The sequence below is a fragment of the Parasaccharibacter apium genome (genome assembly GCF_002917995.1).
Classification (GTDB): domain Bacteria; phylum Pseudomonadota; class Alphaproteobacteria; order Acetobacterales; family Acetobacteraceae; genus Bombella; species Bombella apis.
This window is the reverse complement of record NZ_LMYH01000005.1, coordinates 19,617-38,975: the sequence shown is the minus strand read 5'-3', so window position 1 is coordinate 38,975 and position 19,359 is coordinate 19,617. Positions and strand designations below refer to the sequence as shown.

At 61.5% G+C, this 19,359-nt stretch carries 15 protein-coding genes and 1 riboswitch; of the genes, 10 read left to right on the top strand and 5 right to left on the bottom strand.

Annotation, left to right across the window (positions count from 1 at the left end):
- Window positions 1-69: 69 nt before the first annotated feature.
- From ASO19_RS02535 to ASO19_RS02520, 4 genes are read left to right on the top strand one after another with little or no spacing between them, the layout of a single operon-like run.
- Window positions 70-1,245: an efflux RND transporter periplasmic adaptor subunit gene (locus ASO19_RS02535; RefSeq protein WP_081562571.1), complete on the top strand. Its 1,176-nt coding sequence runs from the start codon at window positions 70-72 to the stop codon at window positions 1,243-1,245.
- Between the two features lie 6 nt (window positions 1,246-1,251).
- Complete coding sequence (locus ASO19_RS02530; protein WP_086442237.1) at window positions 1,252-4,395, top strand: efflux RND transporter permease subunit; 3,144 nt, start codon at window positions 1,252-1,254, stop codon at window positions 4,393-4,395.
- 2 nt (window positions 4,396-4,397) lie between these two features.
- Window positions 4,398-5,885 (top strand): efflux transporter outer membrane subunit, encoded by a 1,488-nt coding sequence (locus tag ASO19_RS02525; protein WP_143539876.1) that lies wholly within the window; start codon window positions 4,398-4,400, stop codon window positions 5,883-5,885.
- A 26-nt stretch (window positions 5,886-5,911) separates the two neighbouring features.
- On the top strand, window positions 5,912-6,265 hold the full coding sequence (locus tag ASO19_RS02520) for a hypothetical protein (RefSeq protein WP_052349007.1): 354 nt from the start codon (window positions 5,912-5,914) through the stop codon (window positions 6,263-6,265).
- Between the two features lie 25 nt (window positions 6,266-6,290).
- Here the strand turns inward: ASO19_RS02520 and pnuC are convergent, their stop codons facing one another.
- From pnuC to ASO19_RS02505, 3 genes are read right to left on the bottom strand one after another with little or no spacing between them, the layout of a single operon-like run.
- Window positions 6,291-6,866 carry a nicotinamide riboside transporter PnuC gene (gene pnuC, locus ASO19_RS02515; RefSeq protein ID WP_103765325.1) on the bottom strand — a complete coding sequence of 192 codons (576 nt, stop codon included), beginning with the start codon at window positions 6,864-6,866 and terminating at the stop codon, window positions 6,291-6,293.
- 3 nt (window positions 6,867-6,869) lie between these two features.
- Window positions 6,870-7,994 carry a phosphotransferase enzyme family protein gene (locus tag ASO19_RS02510; protein WP_103765324.1) on the bottom strand — a complete coding sequence of 375 codons (1,125 nt, stop codon included), beginning with the start codon at window positions 7,992-7,994 and terminating at the stop codon, window positions 6,870-6,872.
- 2 nt (window positions 7,995-7,996) lie between these two features.
- Entirely contained in the window at window positions 7,997-10,396 is a 2,400-nt protein-coding gene (locus ASO19_RS02505) for a TonB-dependent receptor (protein ID WP_103765323.1), read from the bottom strand.
- A gap of 79 nt (window positions 10,397-10,475) precedes the next feature.
- A riboswitch (TPP riboswitch) is annotated at window positions 10,476-10,590 on the bottom strand.
- A gap of 159 nt (window positions 10,591-10,749) precedes the next feature.
- Between ASO19_RS02505 and rpe the strand changes: the two genes are divergently transcribed.
- Both rpe and ASO19_RS02495 read left to right on the top strand, forming a co-directional pair.
- On the top strand, window positions 10,750-11,424 hold the full coding sequence (rpe, locus tag ASO19_RS02500; RefSeq protein ID WP_081847690.1) for a ribulose-phosphate 3-epimerase: 675 nt from the start codon (window positions 10,750-10,752) through the stop codon (window positions 11,422-11,424).
- 3 nt (window positions 11,425-11,427) lie between these two features.
- The gene (locus ASO19_RS02495; protein ID WP_052349005.1) at window positions 11,428-13,071 is read left to right on the top strand and encodes a heparinase II/III family protein; all 1,644 of its coding nucleotides are present in this window, start codon (window positions 11,428-11,430) and stop codon (window positions 13,069-13,071) included.
- Window positions 13,072-13,143: 72 nt separating this feature from the next.
- On the opposite strand, the gene tyrS is transcribed toward ASO19_RS02495, so the two are convergent.
- Window positions 13,144-14,394: a tyrosine--tRNA ligase gene (tyrS, locus tag ASO19_RS02490; protein WP_043559705.1), complete on the bottom strand. Its 1,251-nt coding sequence runs from the start codon at window positions 14,392-14,394 to the stop codon at window positions 13,144-13,146.
- A gap of 45 nt (window positions 14,395-14,439) precedes the next feature.
- The gene (locus ASO19_RS02485) at window positions 14,440-15,132 is read right to left on the bottom strand and encodes an alpha/beta hydrolase (protein ID WP_043559620.1); all 693 of its coding nucleotides are present in this window, start codon (window positions 15,130-15,132) and stop codon (window positions 14,440-14,442) included.
- A gap of 324 nt (window positions 15,133-15,456) precedes the next feature.
- On the opposite strand from ASO19_RS02485, the gene ASO19_RS02480 reads away from it, so the two are divergent.
- The 4 genes from ASO19_RS02480 to mnmA are packed head-to-tail and all read left to right on the top strand — an operon-like array spanning window position 15,457 to window position 19,241.
- Window positions 15,457-16,665, top strand: a complete 1,209-nt coding sequence (locus tag ASO19_RS02480) for a cysteine desulfurase family protein (RefSeq protein ID WP_086431858.1) — start codon at window positions 15,457-15,459, stop codon at window positions 16,663-16,665.
- Window positions 16,666-16,672: 7 nt separating this feature from the next.
- A complete protein-coding gene (locus ASO19_RS02475; protein WP_086431859.1) occupies window positions 16,673-17,806 on the top strand; it encodes a cysteine desulfurase family protein in 1,134 nt (377 codons plus the stop codon).
- A gap of 32 nt (window positions 17,807-17,838) precedes the next feature.
- Window positions 17,839-18,153: a ferredoxin family 2Fe-2S iron-sulfur cluster binding protein gene (locus tag ASO19_RS02470; protein WP_043559617.1), complete on the top strand. Its 315-nt coding sequence runs from the start codon at window positions 17,839-17,841 to the stop codon at window positions 18,151-18,153.
- An 11-nt stretch (window positions 18,154-18,164) separates the two neighbouring features.
- Complete coding sequence (mnmA, locus tag ASO19_RS02465; RefSeq protein ID WP_103765322.1) at window positions 18,165-19,241, top strand: tRNA 2-thiouridine(34) synthase MnmA; 1,077 nt, start codon at window positions 18,165-18,167, stop codon at window positions 19,239-19,241.
- The last annotated feature ends 118 nt before the right edge of the window (window positions 19,242-19,359 follow it).

Below are 19,359 nucleotides of genomic sequence, written 5' to 3'. Positions count from 1 at the left end.
GTGCAGGCGGTCTTTTTTGCCTGTAGCTTTGTTGCCCCATGTCCATTCCTCAGAGAGGCCGTCACGTTTATGCTCATGTTCCGCCCGAAACTGGCTGTGCGTCTGTCCCAGACGGTCATTTATGGCAGTACGGCCCTGCTGGGTTTTGGGGTTCTGGCCGGATGTCAGAAGAAAACGCCCCCAGCACCGCCGCCCCAGTCCGTTGCTGTCATGACACTGCACAGGCAGAGCGTTCCGCTGGAAACATCACTCCCGGGTCGGACGGATGCCTACGAACAGGCACAGATTCGCCCGCAGGTCAGCGGCGTGCTCGTTTCCCGCACCTTTGAGGAGGGCAAGGACGTACAGGCCGGGCAGCCTCTCTATCAGATTTATATTGCACCGTTTCAGGCGGCGTATGACCAGGCCCGCGGGCGGTTGATGGAGGCCCAGGCCAGCGCCATCCGTGCCCATGCCCAGCTGAAGCGTTACAAGGCTCTTGTCGGGCCCAGGGCCATCAGCCGTCAGGAATATGACAATGCGCTGGCTACGGCCCGTCAGGCGGATGCCGAGGTGGTGCAGGCACAGGCCGCCGTCGAAACGGCCCAGGTCAATCTCAACTACACTCATGTGCAGTCACCAATTGATGGACGCATCGGCCGGACGCTTTACACGGCAGGTACACTGGTCACGGCCAATCAGAGTACCCCCATTGCCGTGGTTACACGGCTGGACCCGATCTATGTGGATGTCAATCTGGCGGCAGAAGACATGATCCGCCTGCGGCGTGAGCTGGCATCTGGCCAGCTGGAGCGGAACGGCAGCGAGGCCGCCGTGACGCTGGAACTGCCAGATGGCTCCACCTATGGTCAGACAGGTCAGCTGAAACTTTCTGAAGTGACGGTCGATCCCGGTACGGGGACGCTGGTGATGCGTGCTGTCATGCCCAACCCGGACAAGCTGCTTCTGCCGGGCATGTTCGTCCATGCCCACATCAAGGAGGGCAGCGACCCGAATGCCCTGCTCCTGCCGCAGGTTGGCGTGCAGCGGACGCCCAAGGGTGAGCCTTATGTCATGGTGGTGGATGGGCAGAATCACGTCCATCTGCGCATGGTCGGGCTGGGGCAGACAGTTGGGGCCCGCTGGATGGTTACCAGAGGTTTGAAGGATGGGGAAAGGGTGATCGTTGAGGGCTTGCAGAAAGTTCATCCTGAAGGGGAGGTCAGACCCCATGAGGTCAGTCTGGCTGATCTGGGGATGGAGTAACGGCCCATGTCACTGTCACGTTTCTTTATCGACCGCCCCATCTTTGCCTGGGTGGTCGGGCTGATCATCATGCTTGTGGGTGGTGTGTCCATCACCCAGATGCCAATCGCCCAATATCCCACCATTGCTCCGCCGCAGATTGCTGTCAGTGTGGATGATCCCGGTGCCTCGGCCGATACAGTCAACAACACGGTGGTACGGCCCATCCTCCAGCAGATGTCTGGTCTGGACCATCTGGAGTATCTGTCTGCCCAGTCCTATGGCAGCGGCCATATGGAGATCGACCTGACCTTCGAGCAGGGGACGAATCCCGACATCGCCCAGGTGCAGGTGCAGAACAAGCTCCAGCTTGCCCAGCCCCGTCTGCCGCCCGAGGTGGTCAGCCAGGGGCTGAGTGTCACCAAGGCAGCCAAGAACTTCATGCTCGTCATCGGCTTCATCTCCACGGACGGGAGCATGAACGGGAAGGACATTTCGGATTACGTGGCGTCCAACGTGATGGACCCGCTGTCCCGCATTTCCGGTGTGGGGGATCATACGCTTTTCGGGTCCGAATATGCCATGCGCATCTGGATGGACCCGGACAAGCTGTACAAATATGGCCTGACCGTGAGTGACGTGCAGAGTGCCATCCAGAGCCAGAACATCCAGGTGGCATCCGGTGAGCTGGGCGGCCTGCCTGCCCGCAAGGGGATCGGGCTTGATGCCAACATCATCGGCCCTGTCCGCCTGACGGAACCGGAACAGTTCAGCAACATGCTGCTGAAGGTCCAGCAGGATGGCAGCCAGGTCCGCATGAGAGATATCGGGCACGTTGAGCTGGGGGCACAGAGCTACAATTTCACGTCCCGTTACAACAACAGGCCGGCCACGGCCATGGCCCTGAAGCTGGCCCCCGGTGCCAACCAGCTTGTGACGGAAGATGCCGTCCGGGCGAAGATTGCCCAGCTGTCGCAGTTCTTTCCCAAGGGGTTGAAGGTCGTCTACCCGCTGGATACGGCACCGTTCATTACCCACTCCATCGAGGAGGTGATCGAGACACTGCTGGAGGCCATTGCGCTGGTCTTCATCGTGATGCTTGTCTTCCTCCAGAATTTCCGGGCGACCCTGATCCCCACCATCGCTGTTCCGGTGGTGCTGCTGGGAACGTTCGGCATCCTGTCGGTGCTGGGTTATAGCATCAACACGTTGACCATGCTGGCCATGGTGCTGGCTGTGGGGCTGCTGGTGGATGATGCCATCGTGGTGGTGGAAAATGTCGAACGTGTGATGAGCGAAAAGGGCCTTTCCCCACGGGACGCCGCCCGTGAATCCATGGATGAGATCTCTGGAGCGCTGGTGGGTATCGTTCTGGTCCTCAGTGCGGTGTTTCTGCCCATGGCCGCCTTTGGCGGGTCCACCGGGGTGATTTACCGTCAGTTCTCCATCACGGTGGTGGCGGCCATGTGGCTGTCCGTTCTGGTGGCCATGGTCATGACGCCGGCTCTTTGTGCCACCATGCTCAAACCCATGAAACATGAGGTCCATTTCCGTCCGGCAGTCTGGTTCAATGAGCGGTTCGACTGGCTGACGAAACGGTATGTCAGTGGCGTGCGCCGCATGTTGCATTTCCGCACCCCTGCCATGATCGTTTTCCTGGCCCTGACAGGGCTGGTGGGCTTCCTGTTCATGAAGGTGCCGACGGGCTTCCTGCCAGACGAGGATCAGGCCCTCATTTTCGGGCAGGTCAGCATGCCTGCTGGGGCAACCGATGCGCAGATGGGGGCCGTCAACCACCGCATCACCGAATACGTGCTGAAGACCTATGGCCGGGATGTGGAATCCGTCTTCACCATGAACGGCTTCAGCTTCGCCGGGCAGGGGCAGAATGCCGGTGCGTTCTTCATCAGGCTGAAACCGTGGGACAAGCGGCCTGGTTATGCACATTCCAGCATGGCCATTGCCAACAGAATCATGGGGCATTTCTGGGGGGATCCGGCAGCGCAGATTTACGCCCTGAACCCCCCTGCGGTGATGGAACTGGGTAATGCCACCGGGTTCGATCTGGAGCTGGAAGATAACGGCCATATCGGTCATCAGGCCTTCCTTGCCGCCCGGAACAAGCTTCTGGCAGCGGCGTCCAAAAATCCGCTTCTGTCCGCTGTGCGCCCGATGGGGCTGGAAGATGCCCCCCAGTTTGTATTGGACCTCAACCGTGAGAAGGCCAATGCACAGGGCATCAGCAATGCGGAGCTCAACACGACGATCCAGGGGGCCTTCGGCTCGATTTACGTCAACCAGTTCACCCGCAATGACCGTGTAAAGCAGGTCTATATCCAGGGTGAGCCTTTTTCCCGCATGACGCCAGAGGATCTGAACCGCTGGTATGTCCGCAACAATCTGGGGGACATGGTACCCTTCAATGCGTTTGCCACGGGCCACTGGATTCTCGGTGCGCAGAAGGTGGAAAACTATAATGGCCTGAATTCCTATGAGATTCAGGGTGTGCCTGCCGTTGGGGTCAGTTCCGGCCGTGCGGTGGAGGAAATCGAGAAGATCATCAAGACCCTGCCGCCGGGAGTGGGGCATGAATGGACGGGCCTGACCTTTGAGCAGCTGGCGTCCGGCAATGCTACGGGGCCGCTTTATGCGCTGGCGGCCATTGTGATCCTGCTCTGTCTGGCTGCCCTGTATGAGAGCTGGGCCATCCCGTTTGCCGTGCTGCTCGTGCTGCCGCTGGGCGTGCTGGGGGCCATCGGTTCGACACTCTGGCGTGGGCTGAGCAATGACGTCTATTTCCAGGTCGGGCTTCTGACAACCGTGGGGCTGGCCGTGAAGAATGCGATCCTGATCGTGGAATTCGCCAAGGCCTTTTATGAGCAGGGCGACACGCTGGAAGATGCTGTCATGAAGGCCGGGCAGGAGCGTCTGCGTCCCATTCTGATGACCTCCATAGCTTTCGTCTGCGGTGTGTTCCCACTGGCTATTGCCACGGGTGCCGGTGCAGCCTCCCGTGTGGCGATCGGGACCTGTGTGGTAGGCGGTATGCTTACCGCTACCATTCTGGCCATCTATTTCGTGCCGCTGTTCTTTGTGGTTGTGCTGCGTCTCTTCAGGGTCAGGCGGCTTTCGGAACAGCCTCATGCAGGGCAGGAAGGAGATCACGCATGACCATGAAGCAGCACGGCAGGAACAGGGCCGTTCTTGCAGGGATGATGGGGCTGGGCAGCCTGCTGCTGACTTCCTGCAACCTGTCTCCGAAATATCATCGGCCGGATGCGGCCGTCTCGCAGACTTACCCGGCGGATGCAGAGATCAGGCCGGGCCAGCCTGCCCATCAGCAGGTGTCCGATCTTGGTTGGGAAGATTTCTTCACCGATCCACGGCTGAAGGCCCTTATTGGTCTGTCCCTTGCCAACAACCGGGACCTTGCTGCCCAGATGGCCGCCGTGGCGGCCGAACAGGGGCAGTATCAGGTGCAGAATGCCGCCCTGTTCCCGACCATTTCAGTCGGGGGTGGTGCACAGTATGTGGGGCCGTCCGATACGGCCGGGTTCGCCTTCGCACCGGGGTCTGGCACATCGGTGTCCACACTGCGTTTCTATCAGACGTCCATCGGGTTTTCGTCCTATGAGATCGACCTCTGGGGACGCATCCGCAACCTGAGCCAGGCCCAGAAGGAACAGACGCTGGGCACGGTCGAGAATCTGCGGAACCTGTGGATCACCACCGTCTCACAGGTGGCAAGCACCTACATCCAGTGGCTGGCGGATCGGCGTCTGCTGGACCTCGCCCACCGTACAGCCCGTACGAGGGCGGATACATGGCGTCTCAACAAGCTGGAATATGATCATGGCGAGCTGGATGCCCTGACCTTGGCCCAGAGTGCGACCGAGCTGGAGCAGGCCCGTTCTGACGAGGAGAAGGAAACAAGGGCTGTGGCGGATGACGAACATGCGTTGCAGCTGCTCGTCGGCACGCCCCTGCCTGCAGACCTGCCGCCGCCCCTCCCGATGGGACGGCAGACGATGATTTCCGACCTGCCAGCCGGTCTGCCGTCCGACCTGTTGCAGCAGCGGCCTGACATCATGGCGGCCGAGCACAGCCTGCTGGGGGCCCATGCCTCTGTCGGGGCGGCCCGGGCCGCTTTCTATCCCCGTGTGACGCTGACGGCGAGCGAGGGGACCAGTTCTCTCCAGTTCCGCCGCCTGTTCAGCCATCTGGCCGAGACATGGGGCGTCTCCCCCAACATCAGCATCCCGCTGCTGACATGGGGTGTCAATGAAGGGAACCTGCGGACGGCCAAGGCCAAGCTGAAGCAGGGCATTGCCGAATATCAGAAGGCCATCCAGTCGGCCTTCCGGGAAGTGTCCGATGCGCTGACAGCACGGGAGACATACCGTCGGCAGGACAGTCATATGATCGTGCTGGAAACACAGGCCCAGCGGGCTTACGATCTCGCCCGGATGCGCTATCATGCTGGCATCGACAGTTACCTGACCACGCTGGTGCAGGAGCGCCAGCTCTATCAGGCCCAGCAGACCCGCATCATGGTCGAGGCGGCACGGTTTCAGAACATGGTAACGCTGTATCGTGCCCTGGGTGGCGGCTGGAGCCGCAAAAGCCAGGGGACATCAAACACACCACCCGGCCATCTGTAAGGGGTCGGGCCGAGGGGAGACGGCATATGCGTTTTATGAAACAGGCTGGCCTGCTGGCAGGAACTGGCATGATGCTGATGGGCGTGGCCGGACTGGCTCCTGCGCAGGCTGATGAGGCTGATTCGGTTGTCAGAAAGCCGATGCCCGGCTCGTCCCTGCCCAGGGTACATGCCGATTATAGCATGTTTCATTTTGTTCCCCGGGGTGATGAGGTGACCGTGCAGCCCGAGCGGAACCGCCTGCTGTTCCGCAAGAAAAGTGGTCAGCCAGATGGCTATGGCGAACGCCGTGGGGCAGCCATCGTCTATTATGATTCCAGCGGGAAACCCGTCCGCATCCAGCGTCTCACGCCGGAAGAGCTGGATCGGATGAACCAGTAGGAACGGTCCTGCCTGTTTCGGGGGGTCAGCGTTTCCACTTCCAGTAGCCGTAGAGGCCGAGGCCGGTATAGCCGGCATAGAGCAGGGCCGTGATGGTGAGAGAGCGGTTGATGAACAGGCCCGTATAGATCACGTCAATGCCGGACCAGAGCAGCCAGCTCACACGGTGGCGCCGGGCTGTCCAGAGCTGGGCAAGCAGGCTGGCTCCGCTCAGCCCTCCATCCAGAAGAGGAGTTGGGTCGTCACTCCAGCGTTGCAGGGACAGAATCCAGAGAATGGAGAGAATCAGGAAGAAGCCCGTCTCCAATATGGCCCGGTTGAAGGCGAGAGGGCGGGCGGGCAGGTCATCTGCCGGGCTGGATGGCCTATCGTGGCGGAGGTTCCCTCCGACCTGTTTTTCTCGTGCCCACAAGGCCCAGCCATAGAGGATGGCGATGCTGAAGACACCTTGCAGCACCGTGTCTGCATAGAGATGGGCCTGGAAGAATACCGTGCCATAAAAGAGCGTTGCCAGCAGGGAGATGGGCCAGCCCATCATGAGGCGTTGTGCTGTCAGCCAGACGCCGGAGGCACTGAGCAGTGCGGCGATCAGTTCCGTCATGGGTCAGTCTCTTTCCAGCATGGCCAGCAGGGCCCGGCCACGCTCCGTCTGGAACCAGCGTGCATGGCCGATGAGGTAGTCCCGCCGGGATATGTTGGCGGCGTTCCTGTTGCCGAGGACATGGCCGTAATAGGCAACCTCTGAAAGGGCAAAGGTGACGTGGCAGAGGGGTAGCCAGCAGGCGGTGAGGCGTTTCTCGGCAGGGCTGCGGGGCCGCTGGACATCATAGGCGTGCAGGAAGGCCCTCAGCTGCTCCTCATGCACGGTCGGGCAGCCATCCGGGGCCAGCCAGCTGATGAAGCTGCGTTCCATGGCCACGGCGAGGTCGAAGCTGGCACTGGTCAGGTCACACATGCCGAAATCGAAGGCACGGGCAGCCACGAGCCCATTACTCTCCCTGTGCCAGAGGAGGTTGGCCCCGTGCCAGTCCCCATGCCCCCAGAGGGGGCGGTCTTCTGGCAGCAGGGGGAGCAGGGCTTCATGGAACGGGGTCAGAAGGGGCAGGACATCCCGTTGCAGCGATGAGAGGGGATATGTGTCTGTCAGCCCTTCCTGTCGGGTGATCCACGGGATCAGGCTGTCCGCCAGCCTGTCGCCCAGCAGGGGATGCCGGGCGGAAATGAGGGGTGGGTCATGGCGTGGTGGGGCCTGATGGCCCTCGCTGGCCTGATGCAGCCGTGCCAGAAGTGTTCCGCTGGAAGCCGCCTGTGCCGTGTCGTGATAGGGCCGCCATGAGTCCAGCCCCCGATAGGCGTCCTGCTCCGTGTAAAGGGGGAAGGCTTCGTAGGTATGCTCAGGCGTGGCCAGGGCGGTCCGGCCATCCAGCATGGGCAGTGGGGCGGCGGCTGGCAGGCCCCGCTTTGCCAGATGGCTGGCGAAGCGGTGTTCTTCCGTCAGTGTTTCCACAGAGCGCAGGGCACGTCCGTGGCGTTTGAGGAACAGCCGCCCCCCATCTTCCAGCGCCACGATGGCCGAGGCGGAGAAGGGGCGCCGGCTGTGCCAGAGGAGGGGATTCCGGGCGGGCCGGACGCCCCAGTGCGGCAGAAGGGCCGTGACGTCACCGTCTGTCAGGGGAGGCCAGACGCAGCCATTGTAACCGCTTTCCAGACCAAGAGGGCGTGCCGACATGCTCAGAATCCAGCCGTTAGGCTGGCAAGGGCGGCGAAGGGGGCCCCGATATAATAGCCCGGGGCCGAGCCGCTGATCCGCCCGCCATGAAGGCCGGTCGTGTCATGGGCATTCAGGGTGGTGGAGTTGATGCCCGAGAGATAACGCTGGTTGCTGATGTTGCTCAGGTTCAGCCGCAATGTGGGTTGATGCAGGAAGCCCACATTGTTGAAGCGGTAACCAAGGGTCAGGTCGGCTGTCATGATGGCAGGGATGCGCTCGTCATTCATGAAGGTGGAATATTGATGGCTCATGTAATGCATGGAGATCATGCTGAAGAAGTGCCCATCATCATAGCGCAGGCCTGCTCCTGCCTGAAAATGGGGGCTGCGGACGGCTGTTTTGCCCGCTGTGGGCAGGATGTCGCTCCCGGCGGCGATGTTGTTGTCGATGGTGGCATGGAGATACTCGAAGGACGCATAGGGGCTGATATGGTGCCATGGGCGTGTACCGAGCTCCACATCCACACCGCGGGAGGTCTGTTTCCCGGCATTGATGGTCGTGGTGATGTTGGGGTTGCTCGCTTCCCCGGTCTGTACCTGCCGGTTGCGGAAATTATAGTTGAAGAAGGTCAGGCTGGCTGTCAGCCAGTCTCCCGTGCGGCGGTAGCCGAACTCTTCGGAGACGGAATATTCATTCTTCAGGCGGTTGGTTCCGGCCTGACTGATGGAACCGTTGGGTACGCCATTGGCATCCACACCGGCATAGCTGTTGTAATAAGTGGGAACAGCCGGTGTCCGGAAGTTGGTGTTCACGTTGAGGAAGAGTTGATCCTGTTTCGTGAAGTTCCAGCGCATTCCGAAGCGTGGCAGGGGCTCCTGCCTGTTGCTGGAGATGTTGCGCTGCGGCCCGGGTACGTCATTGGTTCCCCAGCGATGCAGCATGACCTCTTTGAAGCCGATATCCATCACCAGCCTGTCCTGCATCAGGGAGATGTGGTCTCCCACATAGAGGGCATTGGTCTGGGACATGGTGTGAAAGCTCCCGGCCAGATAGGGGTTGCCATCCGGCATGAGGATGCGGCTGCGTTTTTTGTCCGCCCAGATATTGGCGGCAGAGCCATCACTTCCGACAGATGTGAAGGGTTGTGGTTCGTTGTCGTCTGAATAGTCGTACCAGTAGCCCATGACGAAGTCGTTCCATTTGTAACGGGCATGGAGGGCCATGTTCACGCCAGAGCGGTAGCTGCGCTGGGTGTAGTCGGCCCGTACGGTCTGGCCGTCCGTCACGGGCAGGGAGGTGACGGGCTGGGTGCCGTAATAGTTCCCCGTGCTGGAAAGTGTGGAGCCGGAGGGGAAGTTGCCATAAGCCCGCTGGGCATAGGGGGTGATGTCGAAGGAGAAACGCTGGTTGAAGTGCAGATGTACCGGCGCACCGACATAAAGCGTCTCCTCCGGGTCGCGGGAGAGGCGCCAGTAACTGGTGCTGTTCTCGCCGGGCTCGAAATGCTGGGTCAGTTTGCCGCTATGGGTGCCGTAGGTTTTCCAGTCCTCAAGGGAGGTGAAGGGATAATAGCTGGTATTGGCCCTGTTCCATGACCCCAGAATGCCGGCCTGATTGCCTTGCCCCCATTCTTTGAGCAGCCGGAAATCAATATGCTGGCGGGTATCATAGCCGCCACTGCGCCAGTTATCCGCATGTGTGTTGGAGTAGGAGACAAAGCCTCTCACGCCGCTATGGCCTATCTCACCCGTCTCCAGCCGGATGAAACCCCGCCTTGTATTGAAGGACCCGTAGGAGAAGGAGGCCAGCCCACCGGGCTTCAGGGACGGGTCGAGGAAAGAGAGCTTCATCAGCCCACCGGCGGCGTTGAGAACCGGGCTATCCAGATCGGCTGACCCCTGCTGGAGACCGACCTTGCTGTAATTCTCCGTATCGGCGAACTGGTTGGGGTACCCGCCATAGGAGGCAACATCGTTGAGCGGCATTCCCTCCAGCACGTAACCCAGGGCATCACCGTTCAGGCCGCGGACGCTGATGTTGGTGTTGGGCGAGATGCCGAAGGGGTCGGATGTCATGACATTGGCACCCGGCAGGACGGACACGAGCTGGAAGGCCGAGGCCGTAGGCGCCTGTATGTCCATGTAGCTCCGGCCCACCTCGCTGATGGCTTGCGTGCCATGCTGGGGCTGGATCAGCCCGCCGCCCCGCTGCACGGTTTCCGGGGCCGCCCGGGTAGTGATGTATTCCACCTTTTTGGCCTGTACGGCTTTGGCCGGTCTGGCATGGGAAGGCTGTTGGGCCGGGTGGTGGTGTGCCGCCGACGGATGAGTCGGTTTTCCTGAGTCTGCCAGTGCCAAGCCGGGGCTGCACAGGAGCAGAAAGAGAGGGGCCTTTTTGTGGCTGGAAAAAAACAAGCGCATGGAATCTTCGCCTTCGGAGCACGATGGTGAAGGTTCGCTGTGCAGGCGTCAGTTCAGGGGAGATGACGGGGACATCCCGTTCCGTGCTGTTTTCCTGTCCCTTCGCCGGTACGAACCGGATCAGGTTCAAAGGGTTGGATGGGCCGGACCCATCCTCTCAGCCTTGTATGGTGAAGGCACCCCTCGGAACATTGCCCCCTGTTAGCAGAGAAGGCAGATCGTGTCCATTTTCTGTCATCTCTGTACAAATGAATGGCCATGTACCGGCGCAAAATGGGCTTCTCTTGTAAAAAAGCCTTATTCTGCCAATATCGGATGAAAATATGCATCTTCAGTTTTCAGAGAGAGGTTACATGCCCATCATCGCACCGAGCCTGCTTGCCGCCGATTTCTCCAATCTGCGTCATGAAATGGGCAGTGTGGCGGAGGCACCATGGCTGCATCTTGATGTCATGGATGGGCATTTTGTTCCGAACATTTCCTTTGGTATGCCCGTCATCAAGGCGCTGCGCCCTCACAGCAGGGCGCGCTTTGATGCCCACCTGATGATCGAGCCGGCAGATCCCTATCTGGCTGCCATGGCAGAAGCGGGAGTGGACCACATCACCGTGCATGTGGAGGGGAATGCCCATCTTCACCGTACTCTCCAGAGCATCCATGCGCTGGGTTGCAAGGCAGGTGTGGCCATCTGCCCTGCCACGCCGCCGGAGGCTCTCTCCGAGGTCATGGACATGGTGGACATCATTCTGGTCATGACGGTCAATCCTGGTTTCGGAGGGCAGAAATTCCTGCATGGCCAGTTGGCCAAGATACGGACCCTTGCCGGGATGATCCGGCAGAGCGGCCGTGACATCGTGTTGGGTGTGGATGGTGGTATTGATGAGACCACCACCCCACTGGTGACAGAAGCCGGAGCAACCATGCTGGTGGCTGGTTCAGCCATTTTCGGCAGGGATGACCGGGCGGCAGCGATCCGGGGCCTGCGTGCGGCGGCCAAGCCTGCCACACTGGCCCCATCAGGGGAATGATGGTTGTTTAGGTCCTTCAGGCGGTATTTCCGGTTGCTGCTCGTCTCCCTGCCCCAGCGGCAGCATGAGGGGACAAGCCCTGTCTGTCTCTATCAGGACAGGGAAGAGGGCGATGTGGACCAGGGCGCCCTGCTGACGGGGGGTGTGTTCCGTTTTGCCCAGAAAACCTACAGCTTGCCCCTGCGGGGGGTCTGGCAGAGCAATAGCTGGCCGGAGGATGTCCGGCGCTGGTTCTATGGGTTTGACTGGCTGAAGGACCTGCGGACCTTTGGTACGAATGGAGCCCGGCTTCTGGCGCGCTCCATGGTGGCATCATGGGCAGACCGCCCCCCGGCTGATCCTGTCGCCCGGGAAAGCAGCGTGATGGGGCGGCGGCTGGCCAATTGGCTGGGGCATTATGAGTTCTGCCTTTCCACGGCTACGGAAGGGACGCAGCAGCTGGTGCTGGATGCCGCCGTGAAGGAGGCCCGTCGCCTTTCGGCCATGCTGCCTCTGCCTCCCATGGGGTGGGAAGGGCTGGCTGTTCTGCGGGGCTTGCTGGCCGTCTATATGGCCGTGCCGTATTATGATGGGTTCTTCAAACGGTTTGAGCAGCAGCTGCCGCTGGAGCTGAAGCGCCTGCTGGGTGATGAGGGCATTGTGGCCGAGCGCAGCCCGGAGGCCCAGTATCGTTGCGTGCAGGAGCTGACAGCCATTCAGGGCATGTTCACCACGTTGCAGTGGATGCCACCAGACTGTGTCCCGGTGATGCTGGGGCGGGCCTGTGCCGTGTTGCGGGCCTTCTGCCATGGGGATGGGGGGCTGGCCCTGTTCAATGGGTCGCAGGAGCGTGGTGCGAAAGCCGTGCAGGCTCTGCTGGAGCAGGCAGAGCGATACAAGGTAGTGGCCTCCAGCCTGAGCCGGGGCGGTTTTGCCCGCCTGACAGCCGGAAGGGCCCTGCTGCTGGTGGATGCCGCCGCACCACCGCCGCAGGGGATGGATGGTATGGCCCATGCCGGTACATTGTCCTTTGAGTTCTCCCACGACCGGCAGCGTCTGTTCGTCAATTGTGGGGCAGCGGAGGGCGGCCCCTGGCGGCGGGCCCTGCGCAGTTCGGCAGCGCATACGATTCTGGTCGTGGATGGTGAATCCTCGTCCGATTTCGGGAATGATGGCCACGTGACCCGCCGTCCCTCACAGGTACGCTGCGAACAGAAACGGCAGGGTCGTGTTCAGGAACTCCATCTGTCGCATAATGGGTACTACCCGTCCTACGGTGTCCTCTGGTCCCGTTCCCTGTTTCTGGAACCATCCGGGGAGGAGCTGCGTGGCAGTGAAACGGTGGAGGGGGAGCGGGATGTGTCTTTCATGCTGCGGTTCCACATCCATCCCGATGTCCGTGTGGAGCGGGAGGATGATGATATCCTGCTTCATGCGCCTTCAGAGCTGTGGCGTTTCCGTCAGACAGGTGGGGTGATCATGCTGGAGGATGATCTTTACATGGGACGGGGCGTGCCGGAACAGACAGCCCAGATTGTCGTCCAGTCCTGCCCTGGCCGTCCCCTGCCGCCTGCTGAGGAAGAGGCAACTGAAGCCGGGGGCAGGGCCGCCAAAGCGTCCAGACGCCAGCAGAAGGTGGACTGGGTGCTGGAGCATGTCCCACTATAAGGGTGTCAGGAACGCTGAACACGACAGGTATCGTGCTGTCGTGTCTGTTCTGTTCCGCCTGCCGGGGGGATGTTACCCAACCCGGATGAGGATGTGCTTCTTCTTGCCGGAGGACAGTTTCAGCGTGCCGTCCGTCAGGTCGGCGGGTGTGACGGTCTGGTTCTCATCCTTGATGACGACGTCATTCAGCCGGGCACCACCGCCACGGATAAGACGGCGTGCCTCGCCCCCGCTGGCGGCCAGGCCTGCCTCTGCAAAGAGCCTGAAGGCAGGCACACCCTCGGCAAACAGGCTGGCGGGCACGGCAACTTCCGGCAGGGCGGCCTGGACGCTGCCCTGCTCGAACACCTTGCGGGCGGTTTCGGCAGCTTCCTCGGCGGCTTCACGGCCGTGGCAGATGGCCGTGGCCTCGGTGGCCAGAATCTTCTTGGCCTCGTTGATCTCTGCCCCTTCCAGCGCACCGAGGCGTTCACATTCCTCCACGGACAGGTCCGTGAACATCTTCAGGAAGCGGCCCACGTCGGCATCCTCGGTGTTGCGCCAGAACTGCCAGTAATCGAAGACAGGCCGCCGCTCCTTGCGGACCCACACGGCTCCGTTGGCGGACTTGCCCATCTTGGCCCCGGAGGAGGTGGTGACAAGCGGCGTTGTCAGCCCGAACAGGCGTGCCCCATCCGTGCGGCGGGCCAGGTCGATGCCGGAGACGATGTTGCCCCACTGGTCGGACCCGCCCATCTGGAGAATGGCCCCGTGGCGGCGGTACAGCTCCCGGAAGTCGAACGCCTGAAGGATGGAATAGTTGAATTCAAGGAAAGTCAGTCCCTGTTCCCGGTCTAGCCGCTGCTTCACGCTTTCGAAGGAAAGCATCCGGCTGACGGAGAACTGCACCCCGACATCCTGAAGCAGGCTGATGTAGGAGAGCCTGTCCAGCCAGTCCGCATTGTTGACGAGACGGCACGCCCCATCCTCAAAATCCAGAAACTGTCCCAGAGAGGCCCGCAGCCCGGCAAGATTGTGGGTGATGGTCTCGTCCGTCATCAGGGAGCGGGCCTCATCACGGAAAGATGGATCACCGATCTTTGCCGTGCCGCCGCCAATCAGGGCGATGGGGTTGTGCCCGTGCTTCTGGAGCAGCCGCAGCATCATGATCGACATGGCATTGCCCACATGCAGGGAGTCTGCCGTGGGGTCAAAACCGATATAGGCCGTAACGGGACCTGCCAGCATCAGCTCGTCCAGCGCCTCGAAATCGGTGCACTGGAAGATCATCCCACGGGCTTGGGCTTCCCGCAGGAATGGGCTTTTAAGTGATGTATCGGTCATGAAGGGCATCTTTCCTGATGGCTGTCCTGTCGGGGCGGAGCGGGCTTAGCCCACGGCCTCTGCCGCAGGCTGGATCATGGCGTCTTCAGGGGCGAAGAGATTCCGCTGGCGGGTCGTCACATGGTCCTCCAGCGCATCGGCAATCAGTTCTGCCTGCTGGGAGAAGATATGATCGGCCTCGGGGAAAACACGGTAATCCACCGTGACATTCTTCTGCGTGTTCAGCTTGTCCACCAGCTTGCGGATGACGGGCTCGGGGGCCATGCTGTCCTTTCCACCGGCGATCATCAGGCCGCTGCACGGGCAGGGAGCGAGGAAGTTGAAATCGTAATCGTCAGCCGGAGGAGCGACGCTGATCCAGCCACGGATTTCTGGCCGACGCATGAGCAGCTGCATCCCCACGAAGGCACCGAAGGAATAACCGGCGATCCACAGCTCCGAGGAGTTGGGGTTGATCATCTGCATCCAGTCCAGCGCAGCGGCGGCATCGGAGATTTCCCCGATTCCACCATCATACCGCCCCTGGGAGCGGCCAACCCCACGGGAGTTGTAGCGCAGGACAGAAAAGCCCATGGTCTGGAAACGGCGGTACATGGTGTAGGCGATGCGGTTGTTCATCGTCCCGCCATGCAGCGGATGTGGATGGATGATCAGGGCGAGAGGGGCGTTGGGGTCTTCAGAATGATGGTAATGGCCTTCGAGCCGCCCATCCGGGCCGGCAAACATGACTTCAGGCATGTGTCTCTCATTTCTTTGTCCACCCCGTTGCCTGCTGAAGGCCCAGAGCGGTTATGCGAACCGATAACGCCCGGGTCCCTGTCCGGGCCCGGGCATGATTTTACGCCCCGGGCAGAAGGCACGGCCCCAGTCCGGGAAGAACATACCGGCGTTGTATATCGGTTCCATCCTCGTGATTTCTACCAAAATCGACTCTTCTGCGCTGGTTTTTTCAAAATGGTAAAGAAGATTGTATCTATCATCCTGTTTGGGCAGGGTTTGTCATGGGGCTTGCGGGAAAGGCACTGTCCCGGATGTGCATGAGCGGAGCAGAAGGTTTTTTTCATGGTTCAGGATACAGCTGTGCAGCAGGGCCCTGTCTATCTCGATGCCAATGCAACCGAACCCCTGCGGCCTGCTGCACGGGCTGCCATGCTGGCCGGGCTGGAGCAGACAGGGAATCCGTCTTCTGTCCATGCCGCAGGACGCAGGGCCCGCATCATGCTGGAAGAAGCCCGCCAGACGATGGCCTCCGCTTTTGGCAGGGAGGCTGACTGCTGTGTGTTCACGTCAGGGGGAACGGAGGCGGATACGCTTGCCCTGCATGGCTTTGGTCGGGCGGAAGGCCGTGCCATTCTCATTGGTGCCACCGAGCATGATGCCATCCGCAAAGCTGCCCCGGAGGCGTCCCTCATTCCGGTTGACGGGCAGGGGGTGATCGACTGCATGGCGCTGGAGGAGATGCTGGCAGCCCATACTCCCGGAACAGGTGATCGGCCGGGGCCGCTGGTCTGCATCATGGCGGCGAATAATGAGACGGGGGTATACGCTCCCCTGCGGGATGTAGCCTCTCTCTGTCGCCAGCATGGTGCCTTTCTGCATGTCGATGCCGTACAGGCTGCAGGCCGGATGCAGGAGCGGGACGAGTTCTCACTGGCTCTGAAAGACGGGTCCCTGGCGGGGGCCAGTCTGGCCCTGTCCGCCCACAAGATGGGTGGTCCCAAGGGGGCCGGTGCCCTGCTGCTGCCGGAGGACAGGCCCCTGGCTCCCCTGCTGCCCGGTGGCGGGCAGGAACGGGGACGGCGGGGTGGCACACCGGCCCTTGCATCCCACATGGGTATGGCCGCCGCCCTTGAGGAGAGCCGGAAGCAGGACTGGACCCTCCTGGAGGCGCTGCGGGATGAGCTGGAGGGTGTCATGGTGCAGGCTGGAGCCCTCATCATGGGGCATGGTGTGGCCCGGCTGTCCAATACCATCAGTGCGGTCCTGCCCGGTGTGGCGGCCCAGATGCAGCTCATGGCGCTGGATATCGAGGGATATTGCGTTTCAGCCGGTTCGGCCTGTTCATCCGGCAAGGTGGCCCGATCCCATGTGCTGGAGGCCATGGGGCAGGGGGAGGCAGCCGGGCAGGCCATTCGTGTCTCGCTGCCGTGGAATGCCGAAGCTGGAGCTGTCAGGGCATTTGGGCAGGTTTATGCTCTCATGGCCCAGCGTTTTGCCGGACGTGGCCTTTTAAAACGCAGCTCTCTCCAGGGAGGTGGCCGTGCAACCTGAAGCTGATGTGATCTATCTGGATTACCTTGCTACGACTCCGTGTGATCCAGCCGTGCTGGAGACCATGCTGCCATGGTTCACACAGTATCCCGCCAACGCAGGGAGCCTGCATCTGCCGGGGCAGAAGGCCAATGCGGCCGTGGAGCAGGCCCGGGAGGAGCTTGCCGGGGCTCTCGCCGTCAGCCCGCAGGAGCTGATCTGGACCTCCGGGGCAACGGAGGCCAATAATCTGGCCATCAAGGGAGCCGCCCGTTTCCTGAAGGAACAGGGTGATGGGCGACGGCGCCTTGTCACCGTGGCAACGGAGCATAAATGTGTGCTGGAAGCTGTACGGTCACTGGAGGGCGAGGGGTTTGAGCCTGTCATCCTGCCGGTGGAGCCGGATGGCCGCCTGTCACCGGATCGTCTGGCAGAGGCCCTGAAGACACCCGCGCTGCTGGTCAGCATCATGGCAGCGAACAACGAGACAGGTGTGGTGCAGGACCTTGACCGCCTCATGCCGCTGGTGAAGCAGGCCGGCGCCCTGCTGCATGTGGACATGGCCCAGATGTTCGGCAAGCTGCCCTGCACGCTGGAGGGTGTCGATCTCGCTTCATTTTCGGCACACAAGATATATGGTCCCAAAGGCGTGGGAGCGCTGTATGTCCGGCGGCGGCCCCGTGTGCGGCTGCTACCTTTGTTTTCAGGCGGCGGGCAGGAGCGCAGCCTGCGTTCTGGCACGTTGCCGGTCCCGCTGATCATCGGCATGGGGAAGGCTGCCCGGCTGGCCGTGGAGAGCGGGAAGGAGGAGGCTGACCGTCTTGCGGGCTTGCGGGAGAGGCTGTGGCAGGGTATGCGGCAGCTGTTCCCGGTGGTGCGTCTCAATGGTGCGCCTGCCCCACGGCTGCCGGGCGTCTTGAATGTGTGCCTGCCCGCCGGGCTGGAGGCCCAGCAGGTCATGGCAGCAGTGCCGGGGGTTGCTTTTTCATCCGGTTCGGCCTGTTCAGCGGCATCTGGGGCACCATCCTATGTCCTCAGGGCAATGGGATTGACAGAGGCGGAGGCACGCAGGAGCTTGCGCCTGTCGGTGGGACGTTTTACCTCGGCAGGTGATGTGGAGTGCGCAGTGGCCCGTTTTGGGCAGGGCCTTGCCGGGAGGTGAGACCGCTGCATGGATACAGGGAGTAGGGACTTATGCCCCGGATGGTTTTTGTTGAGCGTGATGGTAGCCGCCACGAGGTGGAGGCACAGGCAGGTCTCTCCGTGCTGGAGATCGCCCATGAGAATAATATCGACCTTGAAGGGGCCTGCGAAGGCTCGCTCGCCTGTGCGACCTGTCATGTGATCGTGGACCCGGCCTGGGCGGACAAGTTGAAAAGCCCGACTGATGATGAGGAAGACATGCTCGACCTCGCTTTCGGGCTGGAGAAGACATCCCGTCTGGGTTGCCAGATCGTCATGACGGAAGAGCTGGACGGTCTTGTCGTCCATCTTCCCAAGGCTGGCTGAGGTTTCCAGTCATGCGCATCCTTGTGGCCATGTCTGGTGGGGTGGACAGTTCCGTGGTGGCAGCCCTGCTGAAGCGGCAGGGCCATGAGGTCATCGGAGCAACCCTCCAGCTTTACGACCATAGCGGTCCGGCAAAGCCTGGGGCCTGCTGTGCTGGACGGGACATCATGGATGCCCGCATGGTCGCCGAGCGTATCGGCTTTCCCCATTACGTCATCGATGCGGAGAGCCGCTTCCGGGAAAGTGTGATCGAGAGTTTTGCCGATTCCTACGCTCGGGGGGAGACCCCCGTTCCCTGTGTGGCCTGCAATCAGGGGGTTAAATTCACGGACCTCCTGAACATGGCCCGGGACCTCGGCTGTGAGGCCATGGCAACCGGTCATTACGTACGTCGGCTGGAAGGCCCGGCAGGTGTGGAGATGCACCGCCCGGTGGACCGGGACCGGGACCAGAGCTGGTTCCTGTTTGCCACGACCCGTGAGCAGCTGGAGTTCCTGCGCTTCCCGCTGGGCGAGATGCCCGACAAGGCCCATGTGCGTGCTCTGGCGGAGGAGCTGGGGCTGGATGTGGCCACCAAGCGGGACAGCCAGGATATCTGCTTTGTCACGAACGGCTCCTATGCCGGGCTGGTGGAGAAGATGCGGCCGGAGATTGAAGGGCCGGGTGACATTGTGGCTGAAGACGGGACCGTGCTGGGCCGTCATGAGGGCATTGCCCGTTATACGGTTGGCCAGAGCCGTCGTCTGGGGGATATTCATACGGGGACGGGGGAGCGCCAGATGGTCACGGCCATTGATGTGCCCTCCCGCCGCATCATTGTTGGCCCCCGCCGGAAGGTGACCAGTGATGAAGGCCGCCGGACCGTTCGCCTGCGGGATATGAACTGGTTGATTGACGCCCCGGCAGAGGGTGTGCGCTGTGGTGTACAGCTGCGGGCACGGGAAGGGCTGCGGCAGGCCCTGGTGCGGCCCCTGGAGGGGAACCGGGCCGAGGTGCAGCTGGATGAACCCGCCCTGCCAGCCCCTGGTCAGGCCTGCGTGATGTATGAGGGTGACCGTGTTCTGGGGGGTGGTTTCATCCTTGCCTGAGGGGATGAAACACACTGTTTCCCCAAGCCTTCACACAATATTTATCCAGCCCTTCGGGAGGGTTGTTCCGTCTTGCAGGGGCGGTCGATTGAAGCGGAGGGACGGACATTCCTTGCCG

Bases quoted from the DNA above. Each gene is read 5' to 3' on its own strand.
- rpe (WP_081847690.1), top strand. From the start codon at position 10,750: ATGCCCATCATCGCACCGAGCCTGCTTGCCGCCGATTTCTCCAATCTG.
- ASO19_RS02525 (WP_143539876.1), top strand. From the start codon at position 4,398: ATGAAGCAGCACGGCAGGAACAGGGCCGTTCTTGCAGGGATGATGGGG.
- pnuC (WP_103765325.1), bottom strand. From the start codon at position 6,866: ATGACGGAACTGATCGCCGCACTGCTCAGTGCCTCCGGCGTCTGGCTG.
- ASO19_RS02510 (WP_103765324.1), bottom strand. From the start codon at position 7,994: ATGTCGGCACGCCCTCTTGGTCTGGAAAGCGGTTACAATGGCTGCGTC.
- ASO19_RS02535 (WP_081562571.1), top strand. From the start codon at position 70: ATGCTCATGTTCCGCCCGAAACTGGCTGTGCGTCTGTCCCAGACGGTC.
- ASO19_RS02485 (WP_043559620.1), bottom strand. From the start codon at position 15,132: ATGCCTGAAGTCATGTTTGCCGGCCCGGATGGGCGGCTCGAAGGCCAT.
- ASO19_RS02470 (WP_043559617.1), top strand. From the start codon at position 17,839: ATGCCCCGGATGGTTTTTGTTGAGCGTGATGGTAGCCGCCACGAGGTG.
- ASO19_RS02505 (WP_103765323.1), bottom strand. From the start codon at position 10,396: ATGCGCTTGTTTTTTTCCAGCCACAAAAAGGCCCCTCTCTTTCTGCTC.
- tyrS (WP_043559705.1), bottom strand. From the start codon at position 14,394: ATGACCGATACATCACTTAAAAGCCCATTCCTGCGGGAAGCCCAAGCC.
- ASO19_RS02480 (WP_086431858.1), top strand. From the start codon at position 15,457: ATGGTTCAGGATACAGCTGTGCAGCAGGGCCCTGTCTATCTCGATGCC.
- ASO19_RS02530 (WP_086442237.1), top strand. From the start codon at position 1,252: ATGTCACTGTCACGTTTCTTTATCGACCGCCCCATCTTTGCCTGGGTG.
- ASO19_RS02520 (WP_052349007.1), top strand. From the start codon at position 5,912: ATGCGTTTTATGAAACAGGCTGGCCTGCTGGCAGGAACTGGCATGATG.
- mnmA (WP_103765322.1), top strand. From the start codon at position 18,165: ATGCGCATCCTTGTGGCCATGTCTGGTGGGGTGGACAGTTCCGTGGTG.